Annotated in this window: 22 protein-coding genes; 2 read left to right on the top strand and 20 right to left on the bottom strand. The window is 58.1% G+C overall.

What is annotated here, in order from left to right; genetic code table 11:
* Positions 1-35 precede the first annotated feature (35 nt).
* The 8 genes from M0412_RS23765 to M0412_RS23730 form a co-directional block, all read right to left on the bottom strand.
* Positions 36-902, bottom strand: coding sequence for a shikimate dehydrogenase (locus tag M0412_RS23765; RefSeq protein WP_236774491.1), 867 nt, complete (start codon positions 900-902; stop codon positions 36-38).
* Positions 892-4,380 (bottom strand): pyruvate carboxylase, encoded by a 3,489-nt coding sequence (gene pyc / locus M0412_RS23760; protein WP_142859673.1) that lies wholly within the window; start codon positions 4,378-4,380, stop codon positions 892-894. The genes M0412_RS23765 and pyc overlap by 11 nt, the downstream gene beginning before the upstream one ends.
* Positions 4,381-4,552: 172 nt before the next feature.
* On the bottom strand, positions 4,553-4,843 hold the full coding sequence (locus tag M0412_RS23755; RefSeq protein ID WP_142859675.1) for a DUF1904 family protein: 291 nt from the start codon (positions 4,841-4,843) through the stop codon (positions 4,553-4,555).
* On the bottom strand, positions 4,791-6,146 hold the full coding sequence (locus tag M0412_RS23750; protein ID WP_161991868.1) for a Glu/Leu/Phe/Val dehydrogenase: 1,356 nt from the start codon (positions 6,144-6,146) through the stop codon (positions 4,791-4,793). Before M0412_RS23750 ends, M0412_RS23755 begins: the two co-directional genes overlap by 53 nt.
* A gap of 161 nt (positions 6,147-6,307) precedes the next feature.
* On the bottom strand, positions 6,308-7,000 hold the full coding sequence (locus M0412_RS23745; RefSeq protein ID WP_142859677.1) for a dimethylsulfonioproprionate lyase family protein: 693 nt from the start codon (positions 6,998-7,000) through the stop codon (positions 6,308-6,310).
* Between the two features lie 137 nt (positions 7,001-7,137).
* Positions 7,138-8,259 (bottom strand): tyramine oxidase subunit B, encoded by a 1,122-nt coding sequence (locus M0412_RS23740; protein WP_269703596.1) that lies wholly within the window; start codon positions 8,257-8,259, stop codon positions 7,138-7,140.
* 48 nt (positions 8,260-8,307) lie between these two features.
* Positions 8,308-9,582 carry an enolase C-terminal domain-like protein gene (locus M0412_RS23735; RefSeq protein ID WP_142859681.1) on the bottom strand — a complete coding sequence of 425 codons (1,275 nt, stop codon included), beginning with the start codon at positions 9,580-9,582 and terminating at the stop codon, positions 8,308-8,310.
* Position 9,583: 1 nt separating this feature from the next.
* Positions 9,584-11,002 carry a glycerate kinase gene (locus M0412_RS23730; protein ID WP_142859683.1) on the bottom strand — a complete coding sequence of 473 codons (1,419 nt, stop codon included), beginning with the start codon at positions 11,000-11,002 and terminating at the stop codon, positions 9,584-9,586.
* Between the two features lie 197 nt (positions 11,003-11,199).
* On the opposite strand from M0412_RS23730, the gene M0412_RS23725 reads away from it, so the two are divergent.
* Entirely contained in the window at positions 11,200-11,874 is a 675-nt protein-coding gene (locus tag M0412_RS23725) for a GntR family transcriptional regulator (protein WP_011982822.1), read from the top strand.
* 57 nt (positions 11,875-11,931) lie between these two features.
* Here M0412_RS23725 and M0412_RS23720 read toward each other — a convergent pair whose 3' ends face one another.
* The 12 genes from M0412_RS23720 to M0412_RS23665 all read right to left on the bottom strand — a co-directional run bounded on the left by M0412_RS23720 (position 11,932) and on the right by M0412_RS23665 (position 25,220).
* Complete coding sequence (locus M0412_RS23720) at positions 11,932-13,659, bottom strand: dihydroxy-acid dehydratase (RefSeq protein ID WP_236774501.1); 1,728 nt, start codon at positions 13,657-13,659, stop codon at positions 11,932-11,934.
* A 119-nt stretch (positions 13,660-13,778) separates the two neighbouring features.
* Complete coding sequence (locus tag M0412_RS23715) at positions 13,779-14,606, bottom strand: ABC transporter substrate-binding protein (protein ID WP_142859889.1); 828 nt, start codon at positions 14,604-14,606, stop codon at positions 13,779-13,781.
* Between the two features lie 261 nt (positions 14,607-14,867).
* A complete protein-coding gene (locus M0412_RS23710; protein WP_142859687.1) occupies positions 14,868-15,662 on the bottom strand; it encodes an SDR family NAD(P)-dependent oxidoreductase in 795 nt (264 codons plus the stop codon).
* A gap of 85 nt (positions 15,663-15,747) precedes the next feature.
* Positions 15,748-16,416, bottom strand: a complete 669-nt coding sequence (locus tag M0412_RS23705) for an amino acid ABC transporter permease (protein WP_142859689.1) — start codon at positions 16,414-16,416, stop codon at positions 15,748-15,750.
* 4 nt (positions 16,417-16,420) lie between these two features.
* On the bottom strand, positions 16,421-17,089 hold the full coding sequence (locus M0412_RS23700) for an amino acid ABC transporter permease (protein ID WP_011982827.1): 669 nt from the start codon (positions 17,087-17,089) through the stop codon (positions 16,421-16,423).
* Between the two features lie 15 nt (positions 17,090-17,104).
* Positions 17,105-17,872 carry an amino acid ABC transporter ATP-binding protein gene (locus M0412_RS23695; RefSeq protein WP_142859691.1) on the bottom strand — a complete coding sequence of 256 codons (768 nt, stop codon included), beginning with the start codon at positions 17,870-17,872 and terminating at the stop codon, positions 17,105-17,107.
* 80 nt (positions 17,873-17,952) lie between these two features.
* Positions 17,953-18,789 (bottom strand): sugar phosphate isomerase/epimerase, encoded by an 837-nt coding sequence (locus tag M0412_RS23690; RefSeq protein WP_142859693.1) that lies wholly within the window; start codon positions 18,787-18,789, stop codon positions 17,953-17,955.
* Positions 18,786-20,519 carry a hydantoinase B/oxoprolinase family protein gene (locus M0412_RS23685; RefSeq protein WP_142859695.1) on the bottom strand — a complete coding sequence of 578 codons (1,734 nt, stop codon included), beginning with the start codon at positions 20,517-20,519 and terminating at the stop codon, positions 18,786-18,788. The genes M0412_RS23690 and M0412_RS23685 overlap by 4 nt, the downstream gene beginning before the upstream one ends.
* 22 nt (positions 20,520-20,541) lie before the next feature.
* A complete protein-coding gene (locus tag M0412_RS23680) occupies positions 20,542-22,614 on the bottom strand; it encodes a hydantoinase/oxoprolinase family protein (RefSeq protein ID WP_142859697.1) in 2,073 nt (690 codons plus the stop codon).
* Between the two features lie 99 nt (positions 22,615-22,713).
* Positions 22,714-23,487, bottom strand: a complete 774-nt coding sequence (locus M0412_RS23675; RefSeq protein WP_142859699.1) for an ABC transporter permease — start codon at positions 23,485-23,487, stop codon at positions 22,714-22,716.
* Complete coding sequence (locus M0412_RS23670; RefSeq protein ID WP_142859701.1) at positions 23,480-24,268, bottom strand: ABC transporter ATP-binding protein; 789 nt, start codon at positions 24,266-24,268, stop codon at positions 23,480-23,482. The genes M0412_RS23675 and M0412_RS23670 overlap by 8 nt, the downstream gene beginning before the upstream one ends.
* 7 nt (positions 24,269-24,275) lie before the next feature.
* On the bottom strand, positions 24,276-25,220 hold the full coding sequence (locus tag M0412_RS23665; protein WP_236774507.1) for an ABC transporter substrate-binding protein: 945 nt from the start codon (positions 25,218-25,220) through the stop codon (positions 24,276-24,278).
* A 321-nt stretch (positions 25,221-25,541) separates the two neighbouring features.
* Here M0412_RS23665 and M0412_RS23660 point away from each other — a divergent pair, with 321 nt between their 5' ends.
* Positions 25,542-26,192: a TetR/AcrR family transcriptional regulator gene (locus M0412_RS23660; protein ID WP_236774510.1), complete on the top strand. Its 651-nt coding sequence runs from the start codon at positions 25,542-25,544 to the stop codon at positions 26,190-26,192.
* Positions 26,193-26,284: the final 92 nt, after the last annotated feature.

Below are 26,284 nucleotides of genomic sequence, written 5' to 3'. Positions count from 1 at the left end.
GATAGCAGTCTGCGCCCTTTGCGCAGACTGCTCCTCTATAGCCCGAAATATGAGATCATCAGATCGATCTGAGCGTCCAGCATCCCCGCGCCGTATCGAACGTCGCACCCTGCGGAGACGGCCGCCTTCAGCAACGGGGTCTCTCTCGGTTTCATAACGATGTCGGCCACGATCATTCCAGGCCGAAGCAGGTCGGTATCCAGTGGAAGCGGATCAGTCTCAGGATGGAGGCCGCAGGGCGTTGCATTTACGACCAGATCGGCATCGGATAAAGCGTTGCCCGAGACCGCAACATCCAGATCTCCATATCGCCTGCTGATATCATCCACCAATGCCGCTGCTCTATCCCCGTTTACGTCTGTAATCCTCAATGAGGCACAACCGCTACCGGCAAGTGCGAATGAGATTGCCTTCCCGGCGCCTCCGGCGCCGATAACCAGGGTTTTGCGTCCCTTCGCGTCGTGGCCGCCATTCAACATGCCGCCAAGGAAACCGTCACCATCAAGGTTGGTCGCGACCATTTTTCCCGCGCCGGTCCGGCGCACGACATTCACAGCGCCAAGCGGGCGCGCCATCTCATCGACTTCGTCGGAAAGTTCGTATGCAAGCTCCTTGAAGGGAACGCTGACGACGATCCCACCCAGATTCTGAGTGCGCCTTATCGCCTCCCAACCGGTCTTGAAGTCCTCGGGTGTAAAATGGACTGGGACCATAATGGCGTCGATCCCTCGCGCTTCGAATACCGGATTGATAATCTCCGGTGTCCGGACGTGGTGGATCGGATGAGCGATCATGTAGAAAGTCTTCGTGCTGCCAGAGATCATTTTCGGCCTTCCCGATCTATCGACTTCCCCGCTACCCGCCTTGTTGGGCAATTGCTGCACTAACAGTTCACTGATCACCGGAAGCCCCAACAGCCCCATGGTCGTAAGCGATCAGTAGATCCTTCGCATCGATCTGGTCGCCCGGGCGCACGAGAACTTCCGCGATCTTGCCATCCCGCTCGGCGTGAAGCGCCGTTTCCATCTTCATCGCCTCGATGGAGAGCAACACATCGCCAGCCTTGACCTCCTGGCCTTGATTGACGAAGACGCGGCTGATGACACCCGGCATAGGTGCCCCGACATGCGACGCGTTGCCAGGTTCGGCCTTGCGGCGCACGGCAGAGCCGGAAGCACCATGCGTCCGATCCGGCACCTTGATACGGCGCGGCTGACCATTGATTTCGAAAAACACCGTCACCATGCCCTTGTCGTCAACGCCGGACGAAGCCTGATTGACGATGACCAGCGTCTTGCCGCGCTCGATATCGGCAAACAGTTCCTCGCCATCCTCCATTCCGTAGAAATAGGCATGGGTGGGAAGCACCGAGACCGGACCATAGGTTTCGGCGGTGAGCGCGAAATCCGTGAATACCTTCGGATACATCAGATAGGACGCGAACTCGAAATCATCGACCTTGCGCTCCAGCTTGGTCTCGATGGTCTTCCGTTCGGCATCGAGATCGGCATCCGCCAATAGTGAACCCGGACGAACGGTATAGGGCGCTTCGCCCTTCAACGCTTTTTTCTGCAGGGCTTCCGGCCAACCGCCGGGCGATTGTCCGAGATCGCCCTTCAGCATGGAAACCACGGACTCCGGGAAAGAGACCTCGCGCTCGGGATTCCGTACGTCGGCCACTGTCAGGTCCTGGCTGACGATCATCAGCGCCATGTCACCGACGACTTTCGAAGACGGCGTCACCTTGACGATATCGCCGAACATCCTGTTGGCATCGGCATAAGCCTGCGCCACTTCGTGCCAACGGCTTTCGAGACCCAGCGAACGCGCCTGCTCCTTGAGGTTGGTGAACTGACCACCCGGCATTTCGTGCAGATAGACTTCGGACGCCGGCCCCTTGAGATCGCTTTCGAAAGCCGCATACTGGTTGCGCACGGCCTCCCAATAGAAGGAAATGCGGCGAATCCATTCGGTATCAAGGCCCGTATCGCGTTCCGACCCGGCAAGCGCTTCCACGATCGAACCAAGGCACGGCTGCGACGTATTGCCAGAGAAGGCGTCCATCGCGGCATCGACCGCGTCGACGCCCGCATCCACGGCGGCAAGAACCGTCGCTGCCGCAATTCCTGACGTATCATGGGTGTGGAAATGGATCGGCAGACCCGTTTCTTCCCGCAGCGCCTTGAACAGAACCTTGGCGGCAGCCGGTTTCAGCAGGCCCGCCATATCCTTGACGGCAATAATATGCGCGCCCGCGCGTTCCAGTTCCTGGGCGAGATTGGTGTAATATTTCAGGTCGTATTTCGGACGCGCCGAATTGAGGATGTCTCCGGTGTAGCAGATGGCCGCTTCACAGAGCTTGTTTTCCTCCGAGATGGCATCCATCGAGACCCGCATATTCTCCACCCAGTTCAGGCAATCGAAGACACGGAAAAGATCAATGCCGCCCTTTGCGGCCTGACGGACAAAATACTTCACGACGTTATCCGGGTAGTTCTTGTACCCGACGCCGTTTGCCCCGCGCAGAAGCATCTGCAGCAGCAGGTTGGGAGCACCTTCGCGGATCAGCGCCAGACGCTCCCACGGGTCTTCTGTCAGGAAGCGCATGGAAACGTCGAATGTCGCACCGCCCCAGCACTCCAGCGACAGAAGCTGTGGCAGCGCCTTGGGATAGGCGCTGGCGACGCGGACGATATCATGGGTGCGGACGCGGGTCGCAAGCAGCGACTGATGTCCGTCGCGCATCGTCGTGTCCGTGACGAGTACCCGCTTTTCGTTGCGCATCCAGTCTGCGAAACCCTTCGGGCCGAGCTTGTCCAGCAACTGCTTGGTGCCGTCGGGCGTCGGCGCATCGATATAGGGCACGATGGGCTTTGCCGCCTTGTCCGAGGGCCTTGCGCGTCCCTTGGTTTCCGGGTGGCCGTTCACGGTCACATAGGCGAGATAGGTCAAAAGCTTGGTAGCGCGGTCCTGCCGTTTGACCTGGGCGAAAAGCTCGGGCGTCGAATCGATGAAGCGCGTCGTATAGGTATTGTTGCGGAAACTGTCATGGCCGATGATGGCCTCTAGGAATGTGAGGTTGGTCGCCACCCCGCGGATACGGAATTCGCGCAAAGCGCGATCCATACGGTTGATCGCCTCGTCAGGCCGCGGCGCCCAGGCCGTCACCTTCACAAGCAACGGATCGTAGTAGCGGGTGATGACAGCGCCAGTATAGGACGTGCCGCCATCCAGACGGATACCGAAGCCTGAAGCGGAGCGATAAGCGGTGATACGGCCATAATCCGGAATGAAGTTGTGTTCCGGGTCTTCCGTCGTAATGCGGCACTGGAGGGCGTGGCCATTCAGGCGGATATCCTCCTGCCTCGGCACCCCGGATTCCTGCGTGCCGATGGCCGCGCCTTCCAGAATGTGAATCTGCGCCTTGACGATATCGATACCGGTGACGACTTCCGTAACGGTATGTTCCACCTGAATGCGCGGATTGACCTCGATGAAGTAGAATTTGCCGGTATCGGCATCCATCAGATATTCGACCGTGCCCGCACCGATATAATTCGTGGCACCCGCAATCTTCAGGGAGTAGGAGGCGAGCTCCTGACGCTGTGCTTCGCTCAGATAGGGCGCGGGCGCACGCTCGACGACCTTTTGATTACGCCGCTGGATCGAACAATCACGCTCGAACAGATGCACGACATTGCCGTGCGTGTCGCCGAGAATCTGGCTTTCGACGTGACGCGCACGCTCGACCAGCTTTTCGAGATAGACTTCGTCCTTGCCGAAGGCGGCCTTGGCCTCGCGCTTGGCTTCCGTCACCTCGCGGGCTAGGTCTTCCTTTTTACGGATGGCGCGCATGCCACGGCCACCACCGCCCCAGGAGGCCTTGAGCATGACGGGATAACCGATCTCCTCCGCCATACGCTCCACTTCCGCCATGTCGCCCGGTAGTGGGTCGGTGGCGGGAACAACAGGAACGCCAACCGAAATCGCGAGATTGCGCGCTGCAACCTTGTTGCCGAGCTGGCGCATCGTATCCGCCGTCGGTCCGATGAAGGTGATGCCCGCCTTGTTGCAGGCCTCCACGAATTCGGGGCTTTCAGACAGAAGACCGTAACCGGGATGAATCGCGTCCGCTCCGGAGAGCTTCGCAACGCGGATAACCTCCTCGATCGAAAGATAGCTCTCGATCGGTCCCATATCCTTGGCGAGATGCGGCCCCCTGCCGACCTGATAGGACTCGTCCGCTTTGAAGCGGTGCAAAGACAGCTTGTCCTCTTCCGCCCAAATCGCAACGGTTTTTATCCCGAGCTCGTTGGCTGCCCGGAAAACGCGGATCGCAATTTCGGATCGGTTGGCAACAAGTATTTTTGTGATTGGCATGACGTCTCCTTGGAGGAACTCGTTGCCCGAAACGCATGTCACACCCCTCTCAACCTGCGCGGCCTCAGAGGTGATATCCGCAGGCTCCAATTCTTCAGTGGAGTAGATTGCGGCAAGTACACCTTTCATCTCGCGAAAGGCAAAGGAGTTCGCTCGTTGATACCTTTACCGGCTACTTTTCGAGTGTCGGGTCTTCCGCAAACACGCCGCCAACGGACCAGTTCTTGCGCTCAACGTCCATGAACACGATCTGGACATCGTCCGGTCCGCATTTGGCGATGCGGGCCAATTCCCGGGTAAACACCGAGGCAACTTCCTTCTTTTGCTCCTGGCTGCGGCCAGAAAGCCAATCGACACGTATGACGGGCATTTGCTTCTCCTTAAATCTACGATCCTGCAGCGAGACCGGTTCAGATACCGATAGCCTGATAAGCGTCGGCGATCTTCCTGATGGCGATGACATAAGCTGCCGTTCGGAAAGTCTTGATTTCCGCAGATGAGCGCTTCACCTCGGCAATCTTCTGGTAGGCGTTGCGCATCACGTCCTCCAGCCCCGACCTGACCAGATCGATTTCCGCGCCGCCCTCCAGGAATTCGTCGCGGATGTCGCTCGGAAATGACCGCTCAGTCATCGCTTCGAGAGCGTGTGTGATATGGAGATTCCTGCGCTCACGGCGCCGGCGCTCCATCAGCCCGAAAGGGATGTGTGTAATGTTTTTGACCCATTCGAAGTAGCTCACCGCTACACCGCCGGCATTCACGAAGAGGTCGGGCAGAACGACCACGCCGCGATCGGACAACTGTCGCTCAGCCTCGAAGCTGATGGGTCCATTTGCTGCTTCAGCGATGAACTTTGCTCGAATGCGGCCGACGTTTTCAAGCGTGATGGCGTTTTCCATAGCCGCTGGAATGAGGATGTCGCACGGAAGTTCGAGACCTGCGGCCCGGTCGGTATAGCTCTGCGCCCCCGGAAATCCAAGGATAGTCCCATGTTCACCGTGGAAGCGTTTGAGCTCTTCTATGGCCAGCCCGTCGGCATTGGTGACGTATCCATCGCGCTCAACGACCGCGATGATCCTGGCACCATCGTCTTCACTCAGGAATTTGGCTGCGTGGTACCCGACGTTGCCAAATCCCTGGACGACAACGGACATGGTCCGCAAATCCCGGCGCCCGTCTATGCCGTTTTCCTGGGCGTCGCGCAGGTAACTTTGGATAGCGTATTGAACCCCCCTGCCCGTCGCTTCGGTTCTTCCTGCGATCCCGCCACTGGCCAGTGGCTTGCCGGTAACGCAGGCGTTGGCATTCATGATGTCGGATGGACCAGTGCGCTTGTATTCATCCGCCATCCAGGCCATGGTCTGTTCACTTGTGCCCATGTCTGGCGCGGGGACGTTTCGGCCCGGGCATATGAGATTGCGCTTAGCGAGTTCCTGGGTAAATCGGCGCGTGATACGCTCCAGCTCATGGGCATCCCATTCGGTGGGATCAATTTTGAGCGCACCTTTCGACCCTCCGAACGGTACGTCGACGACCGCGCACTTCAGGCTCATGAGCGCAGCGAGCGCCTCGACTTCTTCCTGATCGGAGTGGATCGAGTATCGAATTCCGCCTTTTGCCGGCTCGACATGCTCACTGTGCACCGAGCGCCAGCCGGTAAAGCTAAACATTCTGCCGCGCAACCGGACGCCGAAACGGACTGTGTAGGTCGAGTTGCAAGCCTTGATCCGCTCGGCAAGCCCCTCGGTAAGGGACAGATGCGTCATAGCATTATCGATATAGGCCTCAACGCTCTGAAGAAATGGCGCGTCGATTTGATCGGGCTGAGGGATGGTTGCAGTATCCAATTGTACGGTCCTCGAGGTTGGGGTCGCGGAGCTGGCCAGGGACAAGCCCTTCCGCTCTGTTGAATTGCACGCGGGTTCGATCAGGTCGCCAGCCTCTGGCACCATAGGGAAAGAAGCGGCTGCGACGCGCACCGCATCGCAAACTCACGACCTGCGGCGCAGACAATCGGGGAACCGATCTGGTGGCTCTTCCACTCACCGCTGATCGATTTGTACTCTCCAGGCGAAAGAGGAAACATCACCCGCGGCAAGCGCAGGACGTAGTCCGGAAAGCGGGTGTATGGCGCCATGATTGTGATGCCCAGCAACACCTTGTCGCTACTATCTGTCTTGGGCGCCCCCAAAACGGCATGAGCGTGGTTTCGCTCGAAATTGAGGCTGGCAAACGGACCGCTCTTTGCCGAATACCAGACGAGGCCATCTTCAAGTTCATCCAGCGCTGCCGCCAGGAACTGAGAGTTCGGGCCTTCGTTAGCCAAACTGTTCAACGCGGTGTTAAATTCGCCGCGGAGCCGAAACTCGGGCTGCAAGCGTGGTCCGGACACGCTGCGAACGCCACTGGCCTGAAGAAGATTGAGCATCTTGCAGGCTGGCAAAGTGCCGGGTACGTCGGGATTTTGACCGAGAACACTGTTCTCCATGGCCCTGATGACATGTTTGAGAGCCTTGGGCCGCTTGCCCCGGGAACCTTCCTCAATATGTATCTCCGATATGGATGGACCGAAGAAATGATCCGTGCTGGTCGCTTGAACCGGGTCGGCCAACGAAAGCATGCGCGTTCCTCATCATGGCTTGTACATCGAGCGGCAGACCGGGCCCCGGACAGCGGATGCAAGGGCTGCACCGGGCGAACCTACGGACCCATCCGTTTGCCGGCCGCGTCGCCAGAAACGACGCGGCCGGCGCCTGATCAAGCGAGGGCGGGCTTGTCCCAGAGATTGAGGGACTGGCCGATGCCGTTCTTCTTGGCGTTCTCATACATTTCGAAGCCCCAGCTGATGTCGAAGACAGCCATGCCGCAAGCGATGAAGATGACCCGATCCTTGGCGCTTTCGCGGCCCGGCTTCTTGCCGTTGACCACGTCGCCAAGGCCGGTCGAGTCTTTGAGAGCCGGCAACTTGCCAGCGTCGATGAGACGGAAGAACGGACCGCCAATCACGCCGCCGTAGTAGGCATCCTTGTTGCCCGAGGCGATAGCGTCCTCGACATAGGCTTCCTGAAGCGGCGTGTGATCGTAGACGATCGTCGCCCCAGTGAGGAAGGACTCGTCCGTGTTGAACGGACCGGAAACGAGGATGGTCGCGCCTTCCTTGATCCACTCGTCCTTGAAGTAGAGCGGCTTGAGGCGCGAAGCCGCCACGGTGATGACGTCGATGTTGCGGAAGCCTGCCTCGGCCTCGTCGACGCCGACGGCCTTGACCTTGTAGGTCTCCGCGACCCAGCGCGCGAGTTCATTTGCCTTGTCCAGGAACACGTCGAAGCAGACGACTTTCTCGACGGCGGGAAGCTGGGTCATGATGGCGGTGAAGCAGGCCTTGTTGATCGGACCGCAACCGACAATGGAGACGATCTTAGCATCCTTGTTGGCGAGGTGCTTTGCCGCGACGCCCGGTACGGCGCCTGTGCGCGCGGCGCTGAGCAGGTTCGCTGACATCAGCGCCATCGGCGCGCCGGTTTCCTTGTCGTTCAGCATCATCGTTAGGATCGAGCGCGGAAGGCCCTTCTGGGTATTGGCATGGTTCGAGCCGTACCACTTGTTGCCGCAGACGTCGAAGCGGCCGCCGAGATAACCGGGCATGGCGGCGAAACGCCGGTCCGGGCCGGCGACGGGCATGTTCGGGAACTTCGTTTCCTTCGGAAAGACGATGTTGAGGCCATGGCTGTTGTGGTTGGCACCGCCCATGAGGTAGTCGCCCTCGCCCAGCAGGCTGAAAGTCTCCTCGCAGATTTCCACGCAACGCTTTGCGTCGTTGACACCGGCGGCGATCATGTCGGGTTCGGAAAGGTAGAGAAAGTCGATTTTCGTGGTCATAATGGAGCTCCCTATGGATGAAGGTTCGATCGGCTGATTTCTTGATCGTCAGAATTTTAGGAGAGGCTTGATGTCGTAAAGGCGGCATCCGGCGCTGCGGGCATTGGCACGCATCAGGAAGTTCAGCTTTTCGATGCGCTCGCCGGAACGAGGCGCGCCGTTCTTCTGAAACGGAACCTGAAGTCCGACCGAGAAATCCATCACGACATCGTCAACGACACCGCCGGAGCGCCCTGAGGGGACGGAAATTATGCCATGTTCGCTCGCGTAGCGGTGAGCGTCCATCGCTTCTGTGATCGTGCCGACCTGATTGGGCTTCAGGATAAAGCCGCCGACAGCTTTGGTTTCGAAAGCGCGCTTGAGGTATTGGAGCTTGGTTACCGTTAGGTCGTCACCAAGGATGATCGTCCGGTCAATCTCGCGGTTTGCTTTAACATAGCCATCCCAGTCGTTCTCATCGAGGAGGTCCTCGATAAAAACGAAGTCGTATTTTTCCGTCAGGCGCTTGGCGTAAGCGATCAGCTCGTCACTGGTCACGCGTTGCCCTTTCAGAAGATACGTACGGCTCTCAGCGTCGAAAAACTCGCTCGACGCGCAATCGAGAGCGAAAGCGATGCGCCCGGTGTAGCCGCAGGCGTCGATAGCCTGCTGCATGAGATCGAGAAGCACTTCCGGATCGTCCGAGGGCGCTGCGTAACCGTAAGAGCTAGCGACCTGCGGTTTGTGGCCGAGGTGTCTGGTGAGCACGTGCGAGAGCTCCTGGAAAACGGTAACCGCCATCTCGATCGAAACGTCGATACTGTCCGTACCGTAGGGAACGATCAGGAACTCGTTGAAGGACTGGATGAAACCGTCGTATTTTCCGCCATTGATGACGTTGAAGCAGGGAACAGGCACAGTCTTGATCGTACCGCCCGCAATGTGGTCATAGAGCGGAATGCGCAGCGCATCGGCCGCAGCACGGAAAGCCGCGATCGATACCGAATATATCGTGTTGCCGCCAAGGCTCCCCTTATCTGGCGTACCGTCGATCGCGATCATCTTCTCGTCAATGGCGCGCTGATCGAAGACGTCCATCCCGATGAGCGCTGGTGCGATGATCGTCTCGACCTTCTGGACCGCCTTGTGAACACTAAGGCCGCCATAGGTCGACTTGTCGCCGTCGCGCAGCACGAAGGCTTCGTGCATGCCGACCGAGCTCCCGGTCGGAGCCGCGCCGCGGCCGACAGCACCGCTTTCGGTGCGGATTTCCACCTCTACCGCTGGGCGGCATTTGCAGTCGATGATCTGCTGGGCGAAGATTGAGGCAATCCTGTCTTCCATGTTACTGGCCCTCCTTCAGGGCTGGTACGTAAAGAATGTTGAGGTCGCACAGGTTGGTGCCGGTGTTGCCGGTGAAGACAGCGGAGCCGATAGCGTCGAGCGCCTCGAAACAACTGTGCTCGCGCAGCGTCTGATGGAGATTGATGCCCTTTCCCGCAGCAGCCGCCAGACTGGCGGAATCGGTGATGCCGCCGGCCACCTTGGCCGTCCCGTCGGTTCCTTCGCTGTCAATCGACAGAAGGCACGCGCCCTTTGTTTTCGCGGCGGTGATCGCAAAGCTGATCGTCATCTCCTGGCCCGGTCCGCCGTGCCCGCGGATGACGCTGTTGTCGAGAATCTGAGTCGTGACCTCGCCAGAACTGAGCAGCACGCACGGCGCCTTGACCGGGTTGCCGTAAGTCTGGATCTCACGCGCCATCGAAGCGAAGAACGTGCCTGCGTCCTTGCTTTCACCTTCCAGGAAAGAAGAGACGATAATGGCAGGAATACCCATCTCCTCACAGATTTCCTTGGCGGAGATGCAGGAATCCGGCAGGGTGTTGAGCAAGAAATAGGTGTTGTTCGGAAAGGCCTTCGGCGTTTCCTTGTCCGGCCCGGCATTCATCAGGTAGTCGACGACGCTCTTTGGCAGGCGGTCGGCCACGTCATAATTGACGATGGTAGCGCGCGCATCATCCAGTGTCGTCGCATCGGGCCCAATGGGCGTGCTTTTATAGGCAGCGTAGGGGACGGCGATGTCACCGGTTGCCGGTGAGCCGACGGCATCGCTGATGCCGAAGCCGATCAGCTCCGCGCCCACGTCCTGAATGCGCTTGGCGAGCATGCCCCCGTTCAGCGCGGATATGTGCCGGCGCACCGCGTTGATTTCGTAGATTCCGGCGCCGGATTTCAGCAGTACGTCGGTCGTGTCGATCTCGTCCTGCAGCGAAATACCGTCGATTGGGCAGGACATCAAAGCGGAACTGCCACCGCTGATGACTCCGATAAAAAGGTCGTCCGGACCCGCCTGGTCGATGATCTCGATCATCTTCCTGGATGCCTGGTAGCCTGCCTCGTTCGGCAGAGGATGGCCGCCAACGTAAACCTCGGTCTTGTTGAAACGATCGGTTTCCTCGTGGATCTTCACGATGGCTATTCCGCGCGTGAGGCGGTCGCCAAGGACGTGATCCACCGCCATGGCCATGTGGTTGCAGGCCTTGCCCGCACCAAAGAGGTAGATGTTGCGCTTCTTCGACAGGTCCCACGACTTCGTGCCGATGTGCAGGATATCGCCCTCAAGTCGCATGATGCTGCGGATGCGCTTGTAGCTATCGAGCCGCTCAAGTGTCCGGTCCGCGATTTCAAGGACAATCTGGCGTGACGCCGCATCCCCGTGAGCGGCAATCTCGTCAGCGTTTCGAATTTTGTTCGCCCTGAACATCCGGACAGCTCCTCCGACTTGTTTTGAATTCGTAATTGCGATCAGGCCTTTTCTTGAGGCCGGCCATTTTCATACGCTCATAAATAGCCTAAAAGGCTATTGTCGACAATAGCCTTTGCGCGGGAATTCGATATAGTTCTCTTGTTCGCCCCTTGGGGGAGCGTTAATGTTGAATTTCAAGCAACTGTGGGCCGACGATGACGCAAATGAAGCTACCAAAAATCGAAAAAATGCCAGCGGACGTGCGAGCGCTTGGCGTATTGAGATCCCAAATCGTGGACGGATCGATCCGACCGGGATCGCGCTTGACAGAGGTCCAGCTTTCGGAGGGCATGGGTCTTTCCCGTGCCACTGTCCGCACGGCGCTGCATCAGCTTGGAAAAGAAGGGCTCGTCAGTCTCGTTCCCTACACGGGTTGGACGGTCGTTGAACTCACCCATCAGGATGTTTGGGAGCTCTACACGCTACGAGGTGCTATCGAACGTCTGGCGGCACAGTTTGCTGCGACCAATGCCGACAATGAGGCGATGTCGCGTATTGAGGCCGCATTTGACCGGCTGAAAAATACAGTGACGGAGAGCTCTGAAACAATTGCTGAGGCCGATTTCGGTTTTCACAAATCGATCATCGACGAGTCCGGGCATAGCCGCCTAAAACAACAATATAAGCTGATAGAGCAGCAAATCCGCGTGTTCATCCGATCAAGCAATCTTCTGATAGAAGATCCCTTGGAGATTATCGTCCAGCATGAACCGATCTGGAATGCTATCCGTGAACGGGATTCGGTTCTTGCTGGGACGTTGGCTGAGCAACACAACATTACAGAAGGTCAAAAGCTCACCGGTTCGTTATCACGTCCCGACGGCGACTGAGAACGCCGCTATTCCCGGACGCGCGGGAGTAGCGGCGCTGCTTAATAGTGATCAGGATTAGAACGGTCGTCTCGTCGGAGCTTCGTTCCCGCTTCGCCCCACCAGGAAATCAAAATCGAGCCCCTTATCAGCCTGCAAGACATGCTCAACAAAGAGGCGCTCGTAACCGCGCTTATGGCTGATGGGCGCAAAGGAGGCTTGCGACCGCCGCAGTTCAAGTTCGTCATCGGTGAGATTGACCGACAATGTGCCCGCCTCGACGTCCAGCGAAATCAGGTCACCATCACGGATCAGAGCCAGCGGACCACCGATCGAGGATTCGGGCGCAACGTGAAGCACGACCGTACCATAAGCCGTGCCACTCATGCGGCCGTCCGAAATCCTGACCATATCGGTGACGCCCTTTTCGAGAATATGCTTGGGCAAACGGATATTTCCAAGTTCCGGCATGCCCGGATAACCTCTGGGGCCAATCCCCTTCAGAACGAGTACGCAGGTCTCGTCGATATTCAGAGACGGATCATCGATGCGCTTGTCGAGATCTTCCACGGATTCGAACACGACGGCACGGCCCGTATGTTTCATCAGGTGCGGACTTGCGGCTGATGGTTTCATCACAGCACCGTTTGGTGCAATGTTGCCCCTGATGATGCGCAGCGCGTTCTGCGGCTTGATCGGTTTGTCGAACGGCGCGATGACGTCGTGGTCAAGGCTTTCGACGCCAGCGAGTTCCTCCCGCAGCGTCGTTCCGCCTGCGGTACGCGCATCAAGGTTGAGCCTCTCCCCAAGCGATGCCATGACGGCCGGCAATCCACCCGCGGAGAAGAATTCCTCGACGAGGTACTTGCCGTTCGGAAGGATGTTGGCAAGAAGCGGGATTGACCGGCTGTTTTCTTCGAAGTCGGCAAGGGTCAGTTCAATCTCCAGGCGCCCCGCCAAAGCCAGCAAATGAATGATTGCATTCGTGCTCCCGCCGAGGGCAGCGTTGACTCGGATTGCATTCTCAAGCGCCGATCGATCGACGATCTTAGAGAACGCCAGATCTTCTCTGACCATCTCGACGATTCGCCGACCAGACAACTGCGCGGAGCCCTTCCGACGCCCATCAACCGCGGGAATGGCAGCAGATCCCGTGAGACTGAGGCCGAGGGCTTCTGCGATACAGCCCATCGTCGTTGCCGTCCCCATCGTGTTACAGGCGCCGTTACTGCGCGACATTCCGTATTCCGACGCAAGGAAAGCGTCCTTCGTCATACGCCCTGCCTTGTATTCGCCGTGCATACGAAAAATGTCGGAACCCGAACCTACCTGCCGCATCCCAACGCGACCGCTCAGCATCGTCCCACCGTGCACGACGATGGTCGGGAGATCGACGCTGGCTGCCCCCATCATGTAGGCGGGCGCCGTATTGTCGCATCCTGTTAGCAAAACCACGCCGTCGAGCGGGTTTGCGCGAAGTGTCGCCTCGAGCTCCATACTCATCATATTGCGGAAAAGCATTCCGCTCGGACGCATGATGGAGTCGCCGATCGACATAGTGGAAAACACAAGCGGGAAGCCGCCAGCTTCGAGCACACCGCGAGCAACCCATTCCGCCAGTTCCGTGAGATGGGCGTTGCAGGGGACCAGATCGGATGCCGAGTTGGCAATGCCGATTACGGGTTTGCCCTCGAACATATCTGGTAGCGCACCACGCGCCTTGAGGTGGGTGCGGTGCTCATACCCGGTATTGTCAATGCGCTTGAACCATGCCTCGCTACGGAGAGGTTTTTTGTCGACGGTCATCATGTTCTCCATTCGAAGCACCCCTCCCCGCCATCTTCGAGAGCGATGGGTTGCATTCACTATTCGTCGGAACGGTATTGGCGAGACGCCGCAGATTGCAGCGCCTCGCCAGACTGTCGCTATTTCTTGATTTCGCCCGCGAGCTTGTCGATGTATCCGCTCGCGATGCGGTCGACTTCGCCGATCGCGGTCTGCTCCTGGATGAAGAAGTTCAGCGACTGGATATCCGAATACGAAGCATCACGACGCAGGCCAAACGCGATGCCCTGCTTCGAGATAGCAGGCTCGGGGTTAAGCGTCACCCAGCGATCCTTGCCCGTCGCTGAAAACAGCGTGTTGCTGTCGCTGTCATCGACGAGGATGTCGCCTCTCCGTGAAGAGAGCGCCAGGCGAGTGGCGTCGATATCGGGCAGGCGCAGGATCGTTGCATTCTTGATCTGGCGCGTAAGTGTTCCGTCGATTGCCGTGCCCGACATGATGATGATCGTCACGCCGGCGACGTCGAGATCTGCGATAGACTTCGGTGCCGTGGAAAACTTCGGATTTGCCTTGTCGTAAACGCCGGAAACTTCGTACTGAACGACCGGCTGACTGAAGGCGATCGCCATAGCCCGCTTGGGATTCTGGTTCAAAGCCATGGACAGGTCCCAGCGATTGGCCTGCAAGCCGGCAACGATGTTGTCCCAGGTCGTGTCGACGATTTCAGCTTTTACGCCAAGGGCGTCCTGAGCAAACTTCTTGCAGAGGTCGACGAATGTACCGCTGTATTCGCCGCTTTGAGGATCGCGAATAACGTGCGGGGGCGCGACTGCCGCGCCGCAACGGAGCGTTCCGCGCTTCTGGATTTCCTGCCAGTAACCTTCGGCAGACTGGGCATTGGCCTGACCTGCTCCAGCGAGAACTGTTGCGCCGAGGATCAACCCGGTGATGAGCTTCGTAAGTTTCATTTTAACACTCCCAATTGTTGCTGCTGTTCCGTTGATTGCTTTTATTCGCATGCATCTGTTCGGTGGGTTCTGCTGGGTTGGTTTCCTTTCTATCGTGTCCAATCGGCGCTCGGCCTGGCTAAAAGCGATCTTGGCACCGATTGCAATTGTCGACAATAGCCCTTTAGGTGTTGCGGGCAGAATTTTTTCCGTGCAATGCTCTGCACTAGAGACCCGGCCGGCTCCCGTGATGTGTCGGGACGCCGGTTGCTACCTGCTGTGTTAGTCCGCTGGTCGCGCGGCCGCGCTCATATAGGACGTATAGACCAGCCAGCCCGCATCGATCGGCATGGTGATCCCAGTGATGGCGGACGCGGACGGAGAGCACAGGAAGAGGATTGCATCTGCAACCTCCCTCGGCTCGACGAACCGTCGCAGCGCGGACCTGGAAATGACAACAGAGGGGTCGCGTTCGCCGCGATCGATGCGGCTCTTCATCGCTTCGGTCATCGTATATCCAGGCGCTACCGCATTGACACGGACACCCTGCGGACCAAGTTCGGCGGCCATGATTTCGGTCAGCATCTTCAGCGCCGACTTGCTCATGGCATATGCCGGCTGTGGCCAGGGCTGGAAAGTGGTCAGCGAGCAGAGGTTCACAATCGATCCGCCGCCCGATTGCGCCATCTCTTCGCCGAAGGCGCGCGCAGTGAGCATCGTTCCGCGAAGGTTGACGTCGATGATGCGATCGAACTCTTCGACCGGCATCTTCGTCACCTTGGTGGCGTTCTGCAAAATGCCGCCAGAGTTCACAAGTGCCGACACAAGTCCATGCTCTGCATAGACCGCCTCTTTGAATTGCCTCACCGCCTGCTCGTCGGACACATCAAGATGACGGTAGCTGACCGCGGCACCCAATTCGGCAGCGATTGCCTTTCCCCGTTCGTCGTTGATGTCTGCGATAACAACCCGCCAGCCGGCAGACACGAAGCCGCGCACACTGGCCTCGCCAATCCCGCTTGCGCCGCCGGTGACAACCGCGAGCGGCGAAGAGGTTTGTTCATTTGTACTTGCCATTGCTGATCTCCTTAAAAATCTTTTTTCATGTCACGCTATGCGTGAAGGTGGGTGGCTTAACGGAGGGCCCGTTTGCCTTGAGGGTTCACACTGCCATTTTGACGAGCAGGCGCGTTTCCGCGGCATTGACCAGTCGCGTGAGCACCCAGCCGATAACAAAGTAGACGAGAGCCGCGGTGGTCAGTACCTCGACAGGTCTCGCAGTCACGTTCGATATGTTTTGAGCCGTGTACATAAGTTCGACCACGCCGACTGCCGAAACGAGCGCACTCTCCTTGAACAGGCTCACCAGGTTCGACATCAGGTTGGGAATGGCGCGTACGATTGTCTGTGGCGCGACCACATACATCATCTTCGAAAAACGGCTCAGACCAAGCGCTTTGCAAGCATCGTGCTGATCTTGCCCGATCGATCCCAAGGCAGCCCGAAAGGACTCGCTGGTGATCGCCGATGTATAGAGTGTCAGGGCAATCACGGCCGAGATGAAGGGACTGAGCTCAACGTCGAGAATGATCGGGAAACAGAAGAAGACCCAGAACAAGGTAATCAGGACCGGCGTACCGCGCAGCACCTCGACATAGAGAGAGCAGGCCCAGCGGACCGGTCGAACGTTGGACTTGCGTCCAACACCGATGAGAAAGCCGAACACAACGCTTGCCAGTCCGCAAAGCACCGTAATCTGGAGGGTCAGAACGAGCCCTTTGAGCAACGCCGGACCGTATTGCAGAACAACAGAGAAATCGAGATCTTGCATGATCTTACACCTTGTTCATACGCTCCAGCCGGTGTTCAAAGAACGCGGCTAGACGACCAAAGGGGATCGCGACAACCAGATAAAACGCCGCGAGGAAGGTAAACGTCTCGATTGGGCGGTAGGTCTGGGTCGAGAGCTGCTTGCCCTGATACATCAGGTCGGCAACACCCACGAGTGCAACAAGCGAGCTTTGCTGAAAGATACCAATCGCATTTGTGATCAGGACCGGCGTCGCAGTCCTGATTGCCTGGGGTAGCACGATGTATCTGGTGTAGTTCCAACGGCCGAGGCCAAGTGCGACACCAGCATCCCTTTGCGCTGCGGGAATGGATTGGATGGCAGCCCTGAATGCTTCACCGTTGAACGCCGTCTGGTTCATTCCGAGGATGAGGACCCCCATGAATACCGGCGACCACCACACCTCGAAGATCATCGGTATACAGAAGAAGAACCACACGACCTGAACGAGGACGGGCGTACACCGAAACAGGTCGATATAGAAGCGCGCGATCCACCGTATCGGTGCGATGCGGGCATTCGAGAGCAGGGCTAGAGGAAACCCGGCAACAAGCCCGATGATGTTTGCCCACACCGTGAGCTGGAGGGTGATTTTTAATCCCTCCAGAAGCGCGGGCCAGGCATTGAGGACGAAAAAGAAATCGATGTTTTGCATGGTCGTTCGTCCATCTCAGCGATCTGCATGCAGCACGTTGTGGATGAAGTCACGCGCCCTGGCGGTCTTCGGCGCACGGAAGAATTCGTCAGGTGGAGCGTCATCGGCAACGACACCGCCATCGCAGAAGACCACTCTAGTTGCGATCTTCTTTGCGAACCACATATCGTGCGTGACAATCATCATCGGCATGCCGCCGTCCGCGAGCTCGGTCACCATGCTAATCACTTCGTTCACGAGTTCCGGATCGAGTGCCGATGTCACTTCATCGAACAGCATCAGTTTCGGGTCGAGCATCAACGCCCTTGCGATCGCGACGCGCTGTTTTTGACCGCCGGAAAGAGCAGCCGGATAGGCCTTGGCCTTGGCCTTGAGCCCAAACCGGTTGAGCAATTCGAGTGCGCGCGCTTCTGCCTCATCACGCCTCACGCCACGTGACCTAACGGGCGCAAGAGTGAGGTTACCAAGCACGGTGAGGTGAGGAAAGAGCGTGTAACTCTGAAAAACCATGCCGATCTGCTTTTGCATTTCGGCGTTAATGGTCGTTTTTTTCGGCGCGCCGGCGATATAGTTTTTGCCGTCGACTTTGATCTCACCGCCCTGGACATCCTCGAGCCCCATGACGCAGCGGAGAAGCGTACTTTTTCCTCCGCCGCTGGGACCGATTACAAGCAAGCGGTCAGTTTTCTGCATGTCGAGGTTCAAGCCATTCAGGACTTTAATCTGTCCCTGCGCATAGCTTTTTTGCAGGTTTCGTATCGAAATGAAGCTTTGGTCTGTCATCAGGGTCTCCTGAATCGAAGCCTGATCCAACAGGCGGTTAGGGAACGTCCGACCCACAAGCTCGCGGGCCAGACGCGATATTAGCGCGGGCCTACGAATGGGCCACAACGCTCGATGGCGATACGCACAGTCTCTTCTGGATCCCGTTCCCACCAGTCCAGTTCAGAGAAAAGTTCCAGCTCGAACGGACCGTCGTAACCGATGTCATCAAGCCATCCCCGAATGGTAGCGAAATCAATCACCCCATCGCCCACCATGCCACGATCACGGAGGTTCCGCGTCGGGACTAGCCAGTCGCAATAGTGGAACGTGTGGATGCGGTCTTTCCCGGCACGGCGAAGCTCTCGCTCAAATGCGGGGTCCCACCAGCAATGATAGACGTCCGCGACCAGGCTGGCAGCTTTGTCACCTAACTCGTCGATAAGATCATTGGCATCCGTGATCAGGTTGAGTGCGCTGCGATCGCCACAATACATCGGATGCAGCGGCTCAAGTCCGAGTTTTACCCCTGAGGCCGCCGCGTAAGGCGCGAGTTCGGCAAAAGCATCGTGAATGCGCCTGCGCTGGGCGGGCAAGTCTTTGTCACCCTGCGGCAAGCCGCCGATTACCATGACGACGCAGGGGGCGCCGATGGCAGCCGCCTGGTCGATGATCCGGCGGTTCTCATCGATCTTGGCTCGGTAAGCTGCCGGATCGGTTTCGCTGACCCATGCACTCGTGCAGAGCGAAGCAACCCACATCTGTGCGTCGCGCAGGTGCTTGGCGGTTTGTTCGACGCCATAATCGTCGAGGAAGTTCCGCCACACCGCTATACCTCTGATTCCTTGGCGCGAATAGCCTTCGATCGCCTGAGGCATGGTCCATGTGGGGGTCGTGATCTGATTGATCGCAAAGCGCGTAAGATCGTACTGGGTCACGCGAAAGCCTCCTGTGCGCGTCGTGCGCCGGTTGCTGCTGCATTGATGGTGATACCGTCTTCTTCGAACACGATGCCGTGGTGTTCACGGGCAAAGGCGGCAGTGATTTTGCCATTCGAGAGATCGTCGGCGATGAGCTCGAGCGAGCGCTTTAGCGGATCCCCGTAGCCGCCGCCGCCAGCCTGTTCGTGGCGGATCACGACATCGCGGCCGATGGTGCGGGTGATCTTGGCGGGAAGGCGAGTGTTTTCGCCCTCCGGATCAAGGATATTGACGCAAGGTGCTGCCGGCTTGCCGCCGAACAGGCCGTAGGGCGCATGATCATGCCGGTCCGCGCGAATCTGCAAAACGGCTTCCTCGGCGAGGAGGCGGTAAGTGCGGATCAGGCCGAGGCCCCCGCGATACTCTCCGGCTCCGCATGAATCGGGGCGCAGGCTGTATTCGTCCATCATAAGCGGATAACGGACCTCTAGCGTTTCCACCGGCAGGTTCGACATGTTCTGCGAGGGGTTGGTGACGCCCTCGACCCCATCCTTGTTCCAGCGGCCGCCCCAGGCGCCGTTGATCATGTCGACCAGAACGAATGGTTCGCGGGTTTCTTTATCCCAGCCGCCGAAGGCCAGAACTGTGTTGCCGCCCTCGCCCGCCGCCATGACCTTTTTGGGTGCGATCTGCGACAACGCTCCCAGGACGGTGTCAACCACGCGATAGCCGGTTAGAGCCCGGGCTGCCACCGGCGCCGGCATCTGCGGGTTGAGGATCGAACCTCCCGGCGCGGTGATAGTGATGGCGCGATACACGCCAGCATTGTTCGGCACCTCCGCGTCGAGCGCGCAGCGCACGGACAGATAAGTTGCCGACTTGACGAAGGATAGCGTCGAGTTGATCGCGCCCTTAACCTGCGGCGAAGACCCCGCGAAATCGACATCGAGGTGATCACCCTTGACGGTGAGCTTGACCTTGATCGGGATTGCGTCCGTTGAAAACCCGTCGCCGTCGATGAAATCCTCGAAATAGTAGTCGCCATCCGGCCACGAGCGGATAGCGGCACGCGTGAGCTGCTCGCCGTAGTCGATCAGGTCGTCGAAATAGCTGTCCAGCTCATCCGCACCATAACGCTCGATCAGGCGGAGCAACTCACGCTCGCCGAGATTGCAGGTGGCGAACTGCGCTTCGAGGTCGCCGAGGACCAGTTCCGGCAGACGCACGTTCTTGGTGATGATGCGTATCAGCGTATCGTTGAGAACGCCCTTGTCGTAAAGCTTCATCGGCGCAATACGAAGACCTTCCTGGTAGATCTCGGTCGAGTCCGCTGCATTCGAGCCGGGGACGCGGCCGCCGACGTCACAATGATGCGCAATGACCACCGAGAATCCACGAAGCGTATCGGCGTGGAAGATGGGCCGGATCATGAAGATGTCCGGAAGATGCATGCCCCCTTCATACGGGTCGTTGAAAACGATCACGTCGCCGGGAGCCAGGTTGTCGGCGTACTTTGCCATGATGACGTCCATTGCATCCGGCACGGCGCCAAGATGCAACGCGACCGTTTTTGCCTGCGACAGGATGCGCCCATGCTTGTCGCAAAGCGTGACGGAGTAATCGAGAACGTCCCGGACGATCGGGGAGCGTGCGGTGCGCATGACGGCGAAGGCCATGTCGTCGACGATGGTGTCGAGCGCATTTTTGATGACAGCGAAGGTGATCGGATCGTTGGTTTTCTGGGCCATGAGGCTGTTCCTTCCGAAAGACTCAAGCAAGTGTGGCGACAACGTTGCCGAAGGCGTCGAGGTCAGCGGTGGCACGCGGAGGTATGACGATGGTGGTGTCCGGGCTCTGAATGATGAGCGGTCCCTGCACGCCACCCTTGAAGGTGCTGCGCTCGTAGATCGGCGTATCCACCCAGCCGTCCGTGCGAGAATGATAGATCTTGCGGCTCGTGGCTTCTGCTGTGGCAGTGTCCGGCGCATGCGGAACGAAGCTCAGCCGATTGCCCTGATTGCCGCTCGCGTTCAGACGAATGTTGACGATCTCAACCCTATCGTCCGAGGCATAGCCGTAGATCCCCTTGTAGGCCTCAAGGAACGCCGCACGAAGCAGATCGCGATCGCGCTCTGTGACCGTTTCCGGCAGAGCAATCGGGAGTTCGAAATCCTGGCCCTTGAAGCGAAGATCGGCCTCGAAGCCGCATTCGATTTGTTCGGGGCTGTAGCCTTCTTCGGCAAGCGAGGCTACGGCCTCCGCACGCATGTCCCTGAGCAGGCTGTTGACTTGGTCGATCGGAAGCTGGTCCAGCATGCCGTTCAGGCTGCGCAGGAAGTAGCGCTCCACCTTGGCGGCCAGCATACCGGTCGCCGTGAAGACGCCGGGAGATTTCGGAAATATGACGCGGGAGATGTTGAGCGTACGTGCTAGGTCGCAGGCGTGCACCGGGCCAGATCCGCCGAAGGCAAGGATCGCGAAGTCGCGTGGATCAACGCCGCGTTCTACTGTGACTGCCTTGATCGTGCGAGCCATGTTGATGTTGACCACTTCACGGATGCCGAAAGCCGCGTCCTCGATCGACAGGCCCAGCCTGTCGGCGAGGTCGCGCTTTATGGCCGCGCGAGCACCTTCAACGTCAAGTTTCATGCTGCCGCCGGCGAGCGCTGAAGGCAGAAAACCGAGGACGACGTTGGCGTCCGTGACGGTCGGCGACTGCCCGCCGATACCGTAGCAGACAGGGCCAGGATCGGCGCCAGCCGACAGCGGGCCCACGTGCATGAGGCCCCCTTCGTCGATGCTTGCGATGGAGCCCGCACCGCTGCCAACTTCGGCAACGTCGACGGTCGGCACGCGCATGAGATAGCCGCCGGCCTTGATGAAGCGGCTCGGCGTCGAAATACCGGCGCGGAACTCGTATTCGTTGGCACGCGACAGTTCGCCCTTGTGGATTAGCGAGGCGGAAGCGGTTGTTCCGCCCATATCGAAGACCACGAGATCCTTTTCACCCATGGCCTCGCCGAGACGGCCAGCGCCAACCACACCGGCGGAGCGGCCCGAGGAAATGAAGAAGACCGGCTTTTCCTGCGCCATCTTAGCGCTTGAAAGGCCGCCGTTGGAGTTGCTGATCAGGAGGGGCGCCGAGACGCCGATTTCCCGCAGTCCGTTTTCGAGACGTTCGAAGTAGGCGCGCAGCGACGGCAGGACGTAAGCGTTAACCGCCGTCGTGGAGGTGCGCTCGTATTCGCGGATTTCCGGCAAAACGGAAACGGACGCGGTCACCCACATGTTCGGGAAGTGCTTGTTCATCACCTCGAGCGCGCGCGTCTCGTTTTCCGGATTGCGGTAGGAGTTCAGGAAGCAGATAGCGACGGATTCAACGCCCTCGCTTTCGAAGAAGCGGCCGATCTCGATAACTTCCTGCTCGTTGAGCGGCTTGAGCACACGACCGTCGGCGGTCGAACGCTCGTCAACTTCCAGGCGGTAGCGGCGCGCAATCAGGGGCACGGCCTTTTCCCAGCTCAGATCGAACATGGTCGGCGTGCGAACGCGGCCGATTTCTAAGACGTCGCGAAAGCCCTTGGTCGTGATGAGGCCCGTCTTGGCCCCGACCTTTTGCAGAAGCGTATTTGAACCGACTGTCGTGCCATGAACGACTTCAGCCACCTTGCTAACGTCCAGGCCGGCCGTCTCCGTGATTTGACGAATACCGGTCAGGACAGCCTGTTCAGGCTTGGCGGGTGTCGAGGGGACCTTCGTGAAAAAGGTTTCGCCAGCGTCACCAAATAGCACCAAGTCGGTGAAAGTTCCGCCAATATCAACGCCAATGCGTGCGTTGTCCATCGTTTGCCTCCTGCGCATCCGCGCCGTTTATCGGGTCAAGTTCTCCCGCAGCCGGGGTAAACCCCGTCCGTTGGGTGGTTTGTAGGTGAATTTTCTTGGTCAGTGAGAGCGGACTGACGTATGCCAAGGGATCGACAGCCGCTCTATCCCTTCCATGATGTTGAACAACAGCGATCCCATTGCGATGAGGAGCGCCAGACTGACGAACAGGCCGGGCGTGTCGAATTGCCCTTGTGCCGAGAGAATTGCGAATCCGAGCCCTGAGGAGCCGCCGACAAACTCACCGATGATTGCGCCGATCAGCGCTAGCGAGATCGCCACCTTCAGCCCGGCGAACATGCTCGGCAAAGCACAGGGAAGCCGGATTTTCGTGAGAATTTGCCACTTGCTGGCGCGGCCGACGCGCGCCAGATTGATCATGTCGGGGTCGACGGATCGAAGGCCAAGTACCGTGTCGATTACGATGGCGAAGATCGCAAGCATGACCGCAATGGCGATTTTCGGTTCCGGTCCTATACCCATCCAGACCACAAAAAGCGGTGCCAGTGCGACTTTAGGCACTGAGTTCAGGGCCACGAGGAAAGAAAATACTGGTCGTTCAAGCGTCTTCGACGATACGATGACGATTGCCAGTAGAACCCCGAAAACTGTCGCAAGAAGAAAACCAATCACGGTTACGGCCAAGGTCACCCCTGCATTGTACAAAAAGAATGATGGCATTCTCCAGAACTCCGCCCAAACCGCCGAGGGGGACGGGAGCAGGATCGGCGAAATCGCAAAGAACCTTACGGACAGCTCCCAGACAGCCAGTGCGGAAACCAGCATAACGAAGCCGGGAAGTAAGCGGGCGGCGATTGATGTCTTGTCACGCATTCTTGAAAATCCCCAGCTTCGTGAACACCTGGCGGATGTGACCGCTATAACGACCAAATTCCGGGGTCTCCCGCACTGACAGTTCGCGCGGACGTGGGAGGTCGATATCGAGGATTTCGACGATCCGCCCGGGATGCCGATCAAGGATCACCACGCGATCCGAGAGGAAAACTGCTTCGCTGATGCTGTGCGTGATGAAGAGGATCGTCTTGTGCGTCTCCTGCCAGATGCGCGCCACCTCCACGTTGAGGTCGTCACGTGTCATGGCGTCAAGCGCTCCGAACGGTTCATCCATCAGGAGAATGTCGGGATCTGTCAGGAGGGCTCTACAGATTGACGCTCTCTGGCGCATACCACCTGACAATTCCCATGGCCGTTTATTTTCATATCCACCAAGGCCGAAGCGAGCGAGTTGCGCGCTGGCACGCGCCTTCATCTCAGCAGTTACCTTGCCCTTGATTTCGACCGTGAAAAGAACGTTTTCGAGTATCGTGCGCCAATCGAGGAGCATGTCCCGCTGAAACACCATTCCAAGACCGTGCGGCGGACCATTGATGGCCTGCCCCCGCGTGGATATGCCGCCTCCGGAAATTGGTTCCAGCCCCGCGATACACTTGAGCAAGGTGCTTTTGCCGCAGCCGCTGGGACCGAGGATACTGACGAATTCACCCTTCTTAATGTCGAGGTTTATGTTCTCTAGAACGAGCAAACCCTCGTTGCCGCCATAGCGCTTGTCGACGTCGGCAACCTGGATGTAGTTGTCTCTGACCTGATCAAGCATCGTGGCTTCACCCGATGAATTCGTTGGTGAAAATGTCGGAGAGCGCGAGGCCCGATGGGATTGCGCTTGCCTTTTCCATTGTGCCGAGAGCGGCCTGCCAGTCTTCCTCGGCCTGCCAGCCGATCAGCTTGCCTTTGGTGGCTTCGGTATTGAAGGTCTCGATGGTCATATCGATCTGACGGATAAGGACGTCCTTGATCAATTTTGCATTCGGACGCTGCTGTATCATAGCTTCAGCGCCTTCCGCCGCGTTTCCATCGCGTAGATACGCCCAGGCCTTCTGCTGGGATGCCACAAGCGCCTTGAGGGCATCACCTCGCTTTGAAATCGTCGCGTCGCTTGCAATCAGGCCATAGCTCGGAAAGTTCACGCCCGCATCGCTGGCCAGGATGCCTCTCGACGGTCGCACGGCTTCCGCTGGAGGGATGATCGACGGTCCGGTTGAGAGGATCACATCCGCGCGGCGTGTCGTATAGGTGCTCCAGAGCGCGGCCGGATCAACCAGAAGCAATTCCACGGTGGAGCGATCCAAGCCGCCCTGCGCGAGCCAGAAATCAATGAAGGGCGCCCATGGGCTTGCAGCAAAACAGACGATGCTCTTGCCTTTGAAATCGGCGACCGTTTTGTAGTCGGAATCCCGGTCGACAACCGCGGCTAGGTCAGTGGCGCGACCAAATCCGGCAATCCCTTTTACTAGCGCACTCTTGACGCGCGCTTGCGGAACGAGGCCCAACTGTACCTGTCCGACATCGACCTGGCCTGCATTTACCAGCTGCAGCGTGTTGCCCGAACCTCGGCCGTCCTGCACATCGACCTCAAGGCCGACATCCTTGAACCAGCCCTTAACCTGACAGAGATGCATGGCCGCCTGAACGCCCCAGGGGGCGAAGTCCATGCGCGCCGACAACGGCTGAAGGCCTTGCGGACGACCGATAGCAGGCGCAGCGACCATTCCGATGGAAAATCCGAGAAAGGCCCTGCGCGATATCTTCAATGGATTCCCACCCAGTTTCATTGACGCACCCATTTTTGTTCGTTATAGAACTATTTAGTTTATTAACGAGAGAGCTAGTCCCTTTGTCGAAATGAGTCAACAGAATTTTTTTGGAGGGCATGAATTTAGTTCGTTTATGTTGCGATATCAGCAACTTAACTGACGAAACGGCGATAATCACGCGCAGGATCTAGCGATTTGCGTGGCGGCTTGGTTTCGGATTAATTGTTTGTTTCGAAGCCCTGTTCACGGGGCATTCACAACGTATTGGATCAGGGAATGCGTATCGAGACCGAGGTGGGAGCCAAAAAGAAGAGAATTCGCGATCCGCGCCGGACGCAACAGCACATAATTGAGTGCGCTATCGACGAGTTTACCGAGCGGGGATTTGATGGGGCGCGCATTGACGCGATTGCCGAGCAATCTCAAACGAACAAAAGCCTCATCTACAAATACTTCACAAGCAAGGATGAGCTATACATAGCAAGCCTGTCACATACATATGAGCGGCTTCGTGCATCCCAGCACGAGATCGACCTCGATGAGAACGACCCCGTCAATTCCATGCGGAAACTTGTCGAATCGACCTTCAATACGTTTGCCAATAACCCGCAGATCGTAAGGATGATGACTCACGAGAACGTACAGAATGCACGTTTTTTGAAGCAAGCCCTCAGCATCAAACTTCTGTATACACCACTCCTGGAAAAGCTCAGCAACGTTATTAGAATTGGCCAACAACAGGGTTTGTTCAGAGAAAACGTCGATCTAAAACATCTATACGTCTCGATTTCGGCTTTGGGGTATTTCTATTTTTCGAACACGCATACGCTTTCGATTGTATTGGACGAGGATTTTCAGAGTTCGAAACATATTGTCGGCCAACGCGAGCAAGCGGTAGACATGGTGCTCGCGTACTTGCGCCGTTAATGCGAGCGCGTGTCAGAGCGCACCGCGGGTCGGCGAACTATACATGCGCCCCGTTGCCAGCCTAAGGCGGAGTTGCCGCTACGCAATGCCGT

The organism is Agrobacterium sp. O3.4, assembly GCF_041414895.1.
Taxonomy (GTDB): Bacteria; Pseudomonadota; Alphaproteobacteria; order Rhizobiales; family Rhizobiaceae; genus Agrobacterium; species Agrobacterium cucumeris.
Note: the sequence above shows the minus strand (reverse complement) of the source record. Positions and strands in the feature narration are given on the sequence as shown.

Excerpts from the sequence above, each read along its gene's own strand:
- pyc (WP_142859673.1), bottom strand. The coding sequence starts at position 4,380 with ATGCCAATCACAAAAATACTTGTTGCCAACCGATCCGAAATTGCGATC.
- M0412_RS23755 (WP_142859675.1), bottom strand. The coding sequence starts at position 4,843 with ATGTCATCGCCATCAGGAAGATCGCCGACGCTTATCAGGCTATCGGTA.
- M0412_RS23750 (WP_161991868.1), bottom strand. The coding sequence starts at position 6,146 with ATGACGCATCTGTCCCTTACCGAGGGGCTTGCCGAGCGGATCAAGGCT.
- M0412_RS23745 (WP_142859677.1), bottom strand. The coding sequence starts at position 7,000 with ATGCTTTCGTTGGCCGACCCGGTTCAAGCGACCAGCACGGATCATTTC.
- M0412_RS23740 (WP_269703596.1), bottom strand. The coding sequence starts at position 8,259 with ATGACCACGAAAATCGACTTTCTCTACCTTTCCGAACCCGACATGATC.
- M0412_RS23735 (WP_142859681.1), bottom strand. The coding sequence starts at position 9,582 with ATGGAAGACAGGATTGCCTCAATCTTCGCCCAGCAGATCATCGACTGC.
- M0412_RS23730 (WP_142859683.1), bottom strand. The coding sequence starts at position 11,002 with ATGTTCAGGGCGAACAAAATTCGAAACGCTGACGAGATTGCCGCTCAC.
- M0412_RS23725 (WP_011982822.1), top strand. The coding sequence starts at position 11,200 with ATGACGCAAATGAAGCTACCAAAAATCGAAAAAATGCCAGCGGACGTG.
- M0412_RS23720 (WP_236774501.1), bottom strand. The coding sequence starts at position 13,659 with ATGACCGTCGACAAAAAACCTCTCCGTAGCGAGGCATGGTTCAAGCGC.
- M0412_RS23715 (WP_142859889.1), bottom strand. The coding sequence starts at position 14,606 with ATGAAACTTACGAAGCTCATCACCGGGTTGATCCTCGGCGCAACAGTT.
- M0412_RS23710 (WP_142859687.1), bottom strand. The coding sequence starts at position 15,662 with ATGGCAAGTACAAATGAACAAACCTCTTCGCCGCTCGCGGTTGTCACC.
- M0412_RS23705 (WP_142859689.1), bottom strand. The coding sequence starts at position 16,416 with ATGCAAGATCTCGATTTCTCTGTTGTTCTGCAATACGGTCCGGCGTTG.
- M0412_RS23700 (WP_011982827.1), bottom strand. The coding sequence starts at position 17,089 with ATGCAAAACATCGATTTCTTTTTCGTCCTCAATGCCTGGCCCGCGCTT.
- M0412_RS23695 (WP_142859691.1), bottom strand. The coding sequence starts at position 17,872 with ATGACAGACCAAAGCTTCATTTCGATACGAAACCTGCAAAAAAGCTAT.
- M0412_RS23685 (WP_142859695.1), bottom strand. The coding sequence starts at position 20,519 with ATGGCCCAGAAAACCAACGATCCGATCACCTTCGCTGTCATCAAAAAT.
- M0412_RS23680 (WP_142859697.1), bottom strand. The coding sequence starts at position 22,614 with ATGGACAACGCACGCATTGGCGTTGATATTGGCGGAACTTTCACCGAC.
- M0412_RS23675 (WP_142859699.1), bottom strand. The coding sequence starts at position 23,487 with ATGCGTGACAAGACATCAATCGCCGCCCGCTTACTTCCCGGCTTCGTT.
- M0412_RS23670 (WP_142859701.1), bottom strand. The coding sequence starts at position 24,268 with ATGCTTGATCAGGTCAGAGACAACTACATCCAGGTTGCCGACGTCGAC.
- M0412_RS23665 (WP_236774507.1), bottom strand. The coding sequence starts at position 25,220 with ATGGTCGCTGCGCCTGCTATCGGTCGTCCGCAAGGCCTTCAGCCGTTG.
- M0412_RS23660 (WP_236774510.1), top strand. The coding sequence starts at position 25,542 with ATGCGTATCGAGACCGAGGTGGGAGCCAAAAAGAAGAGAATTCGCGAT.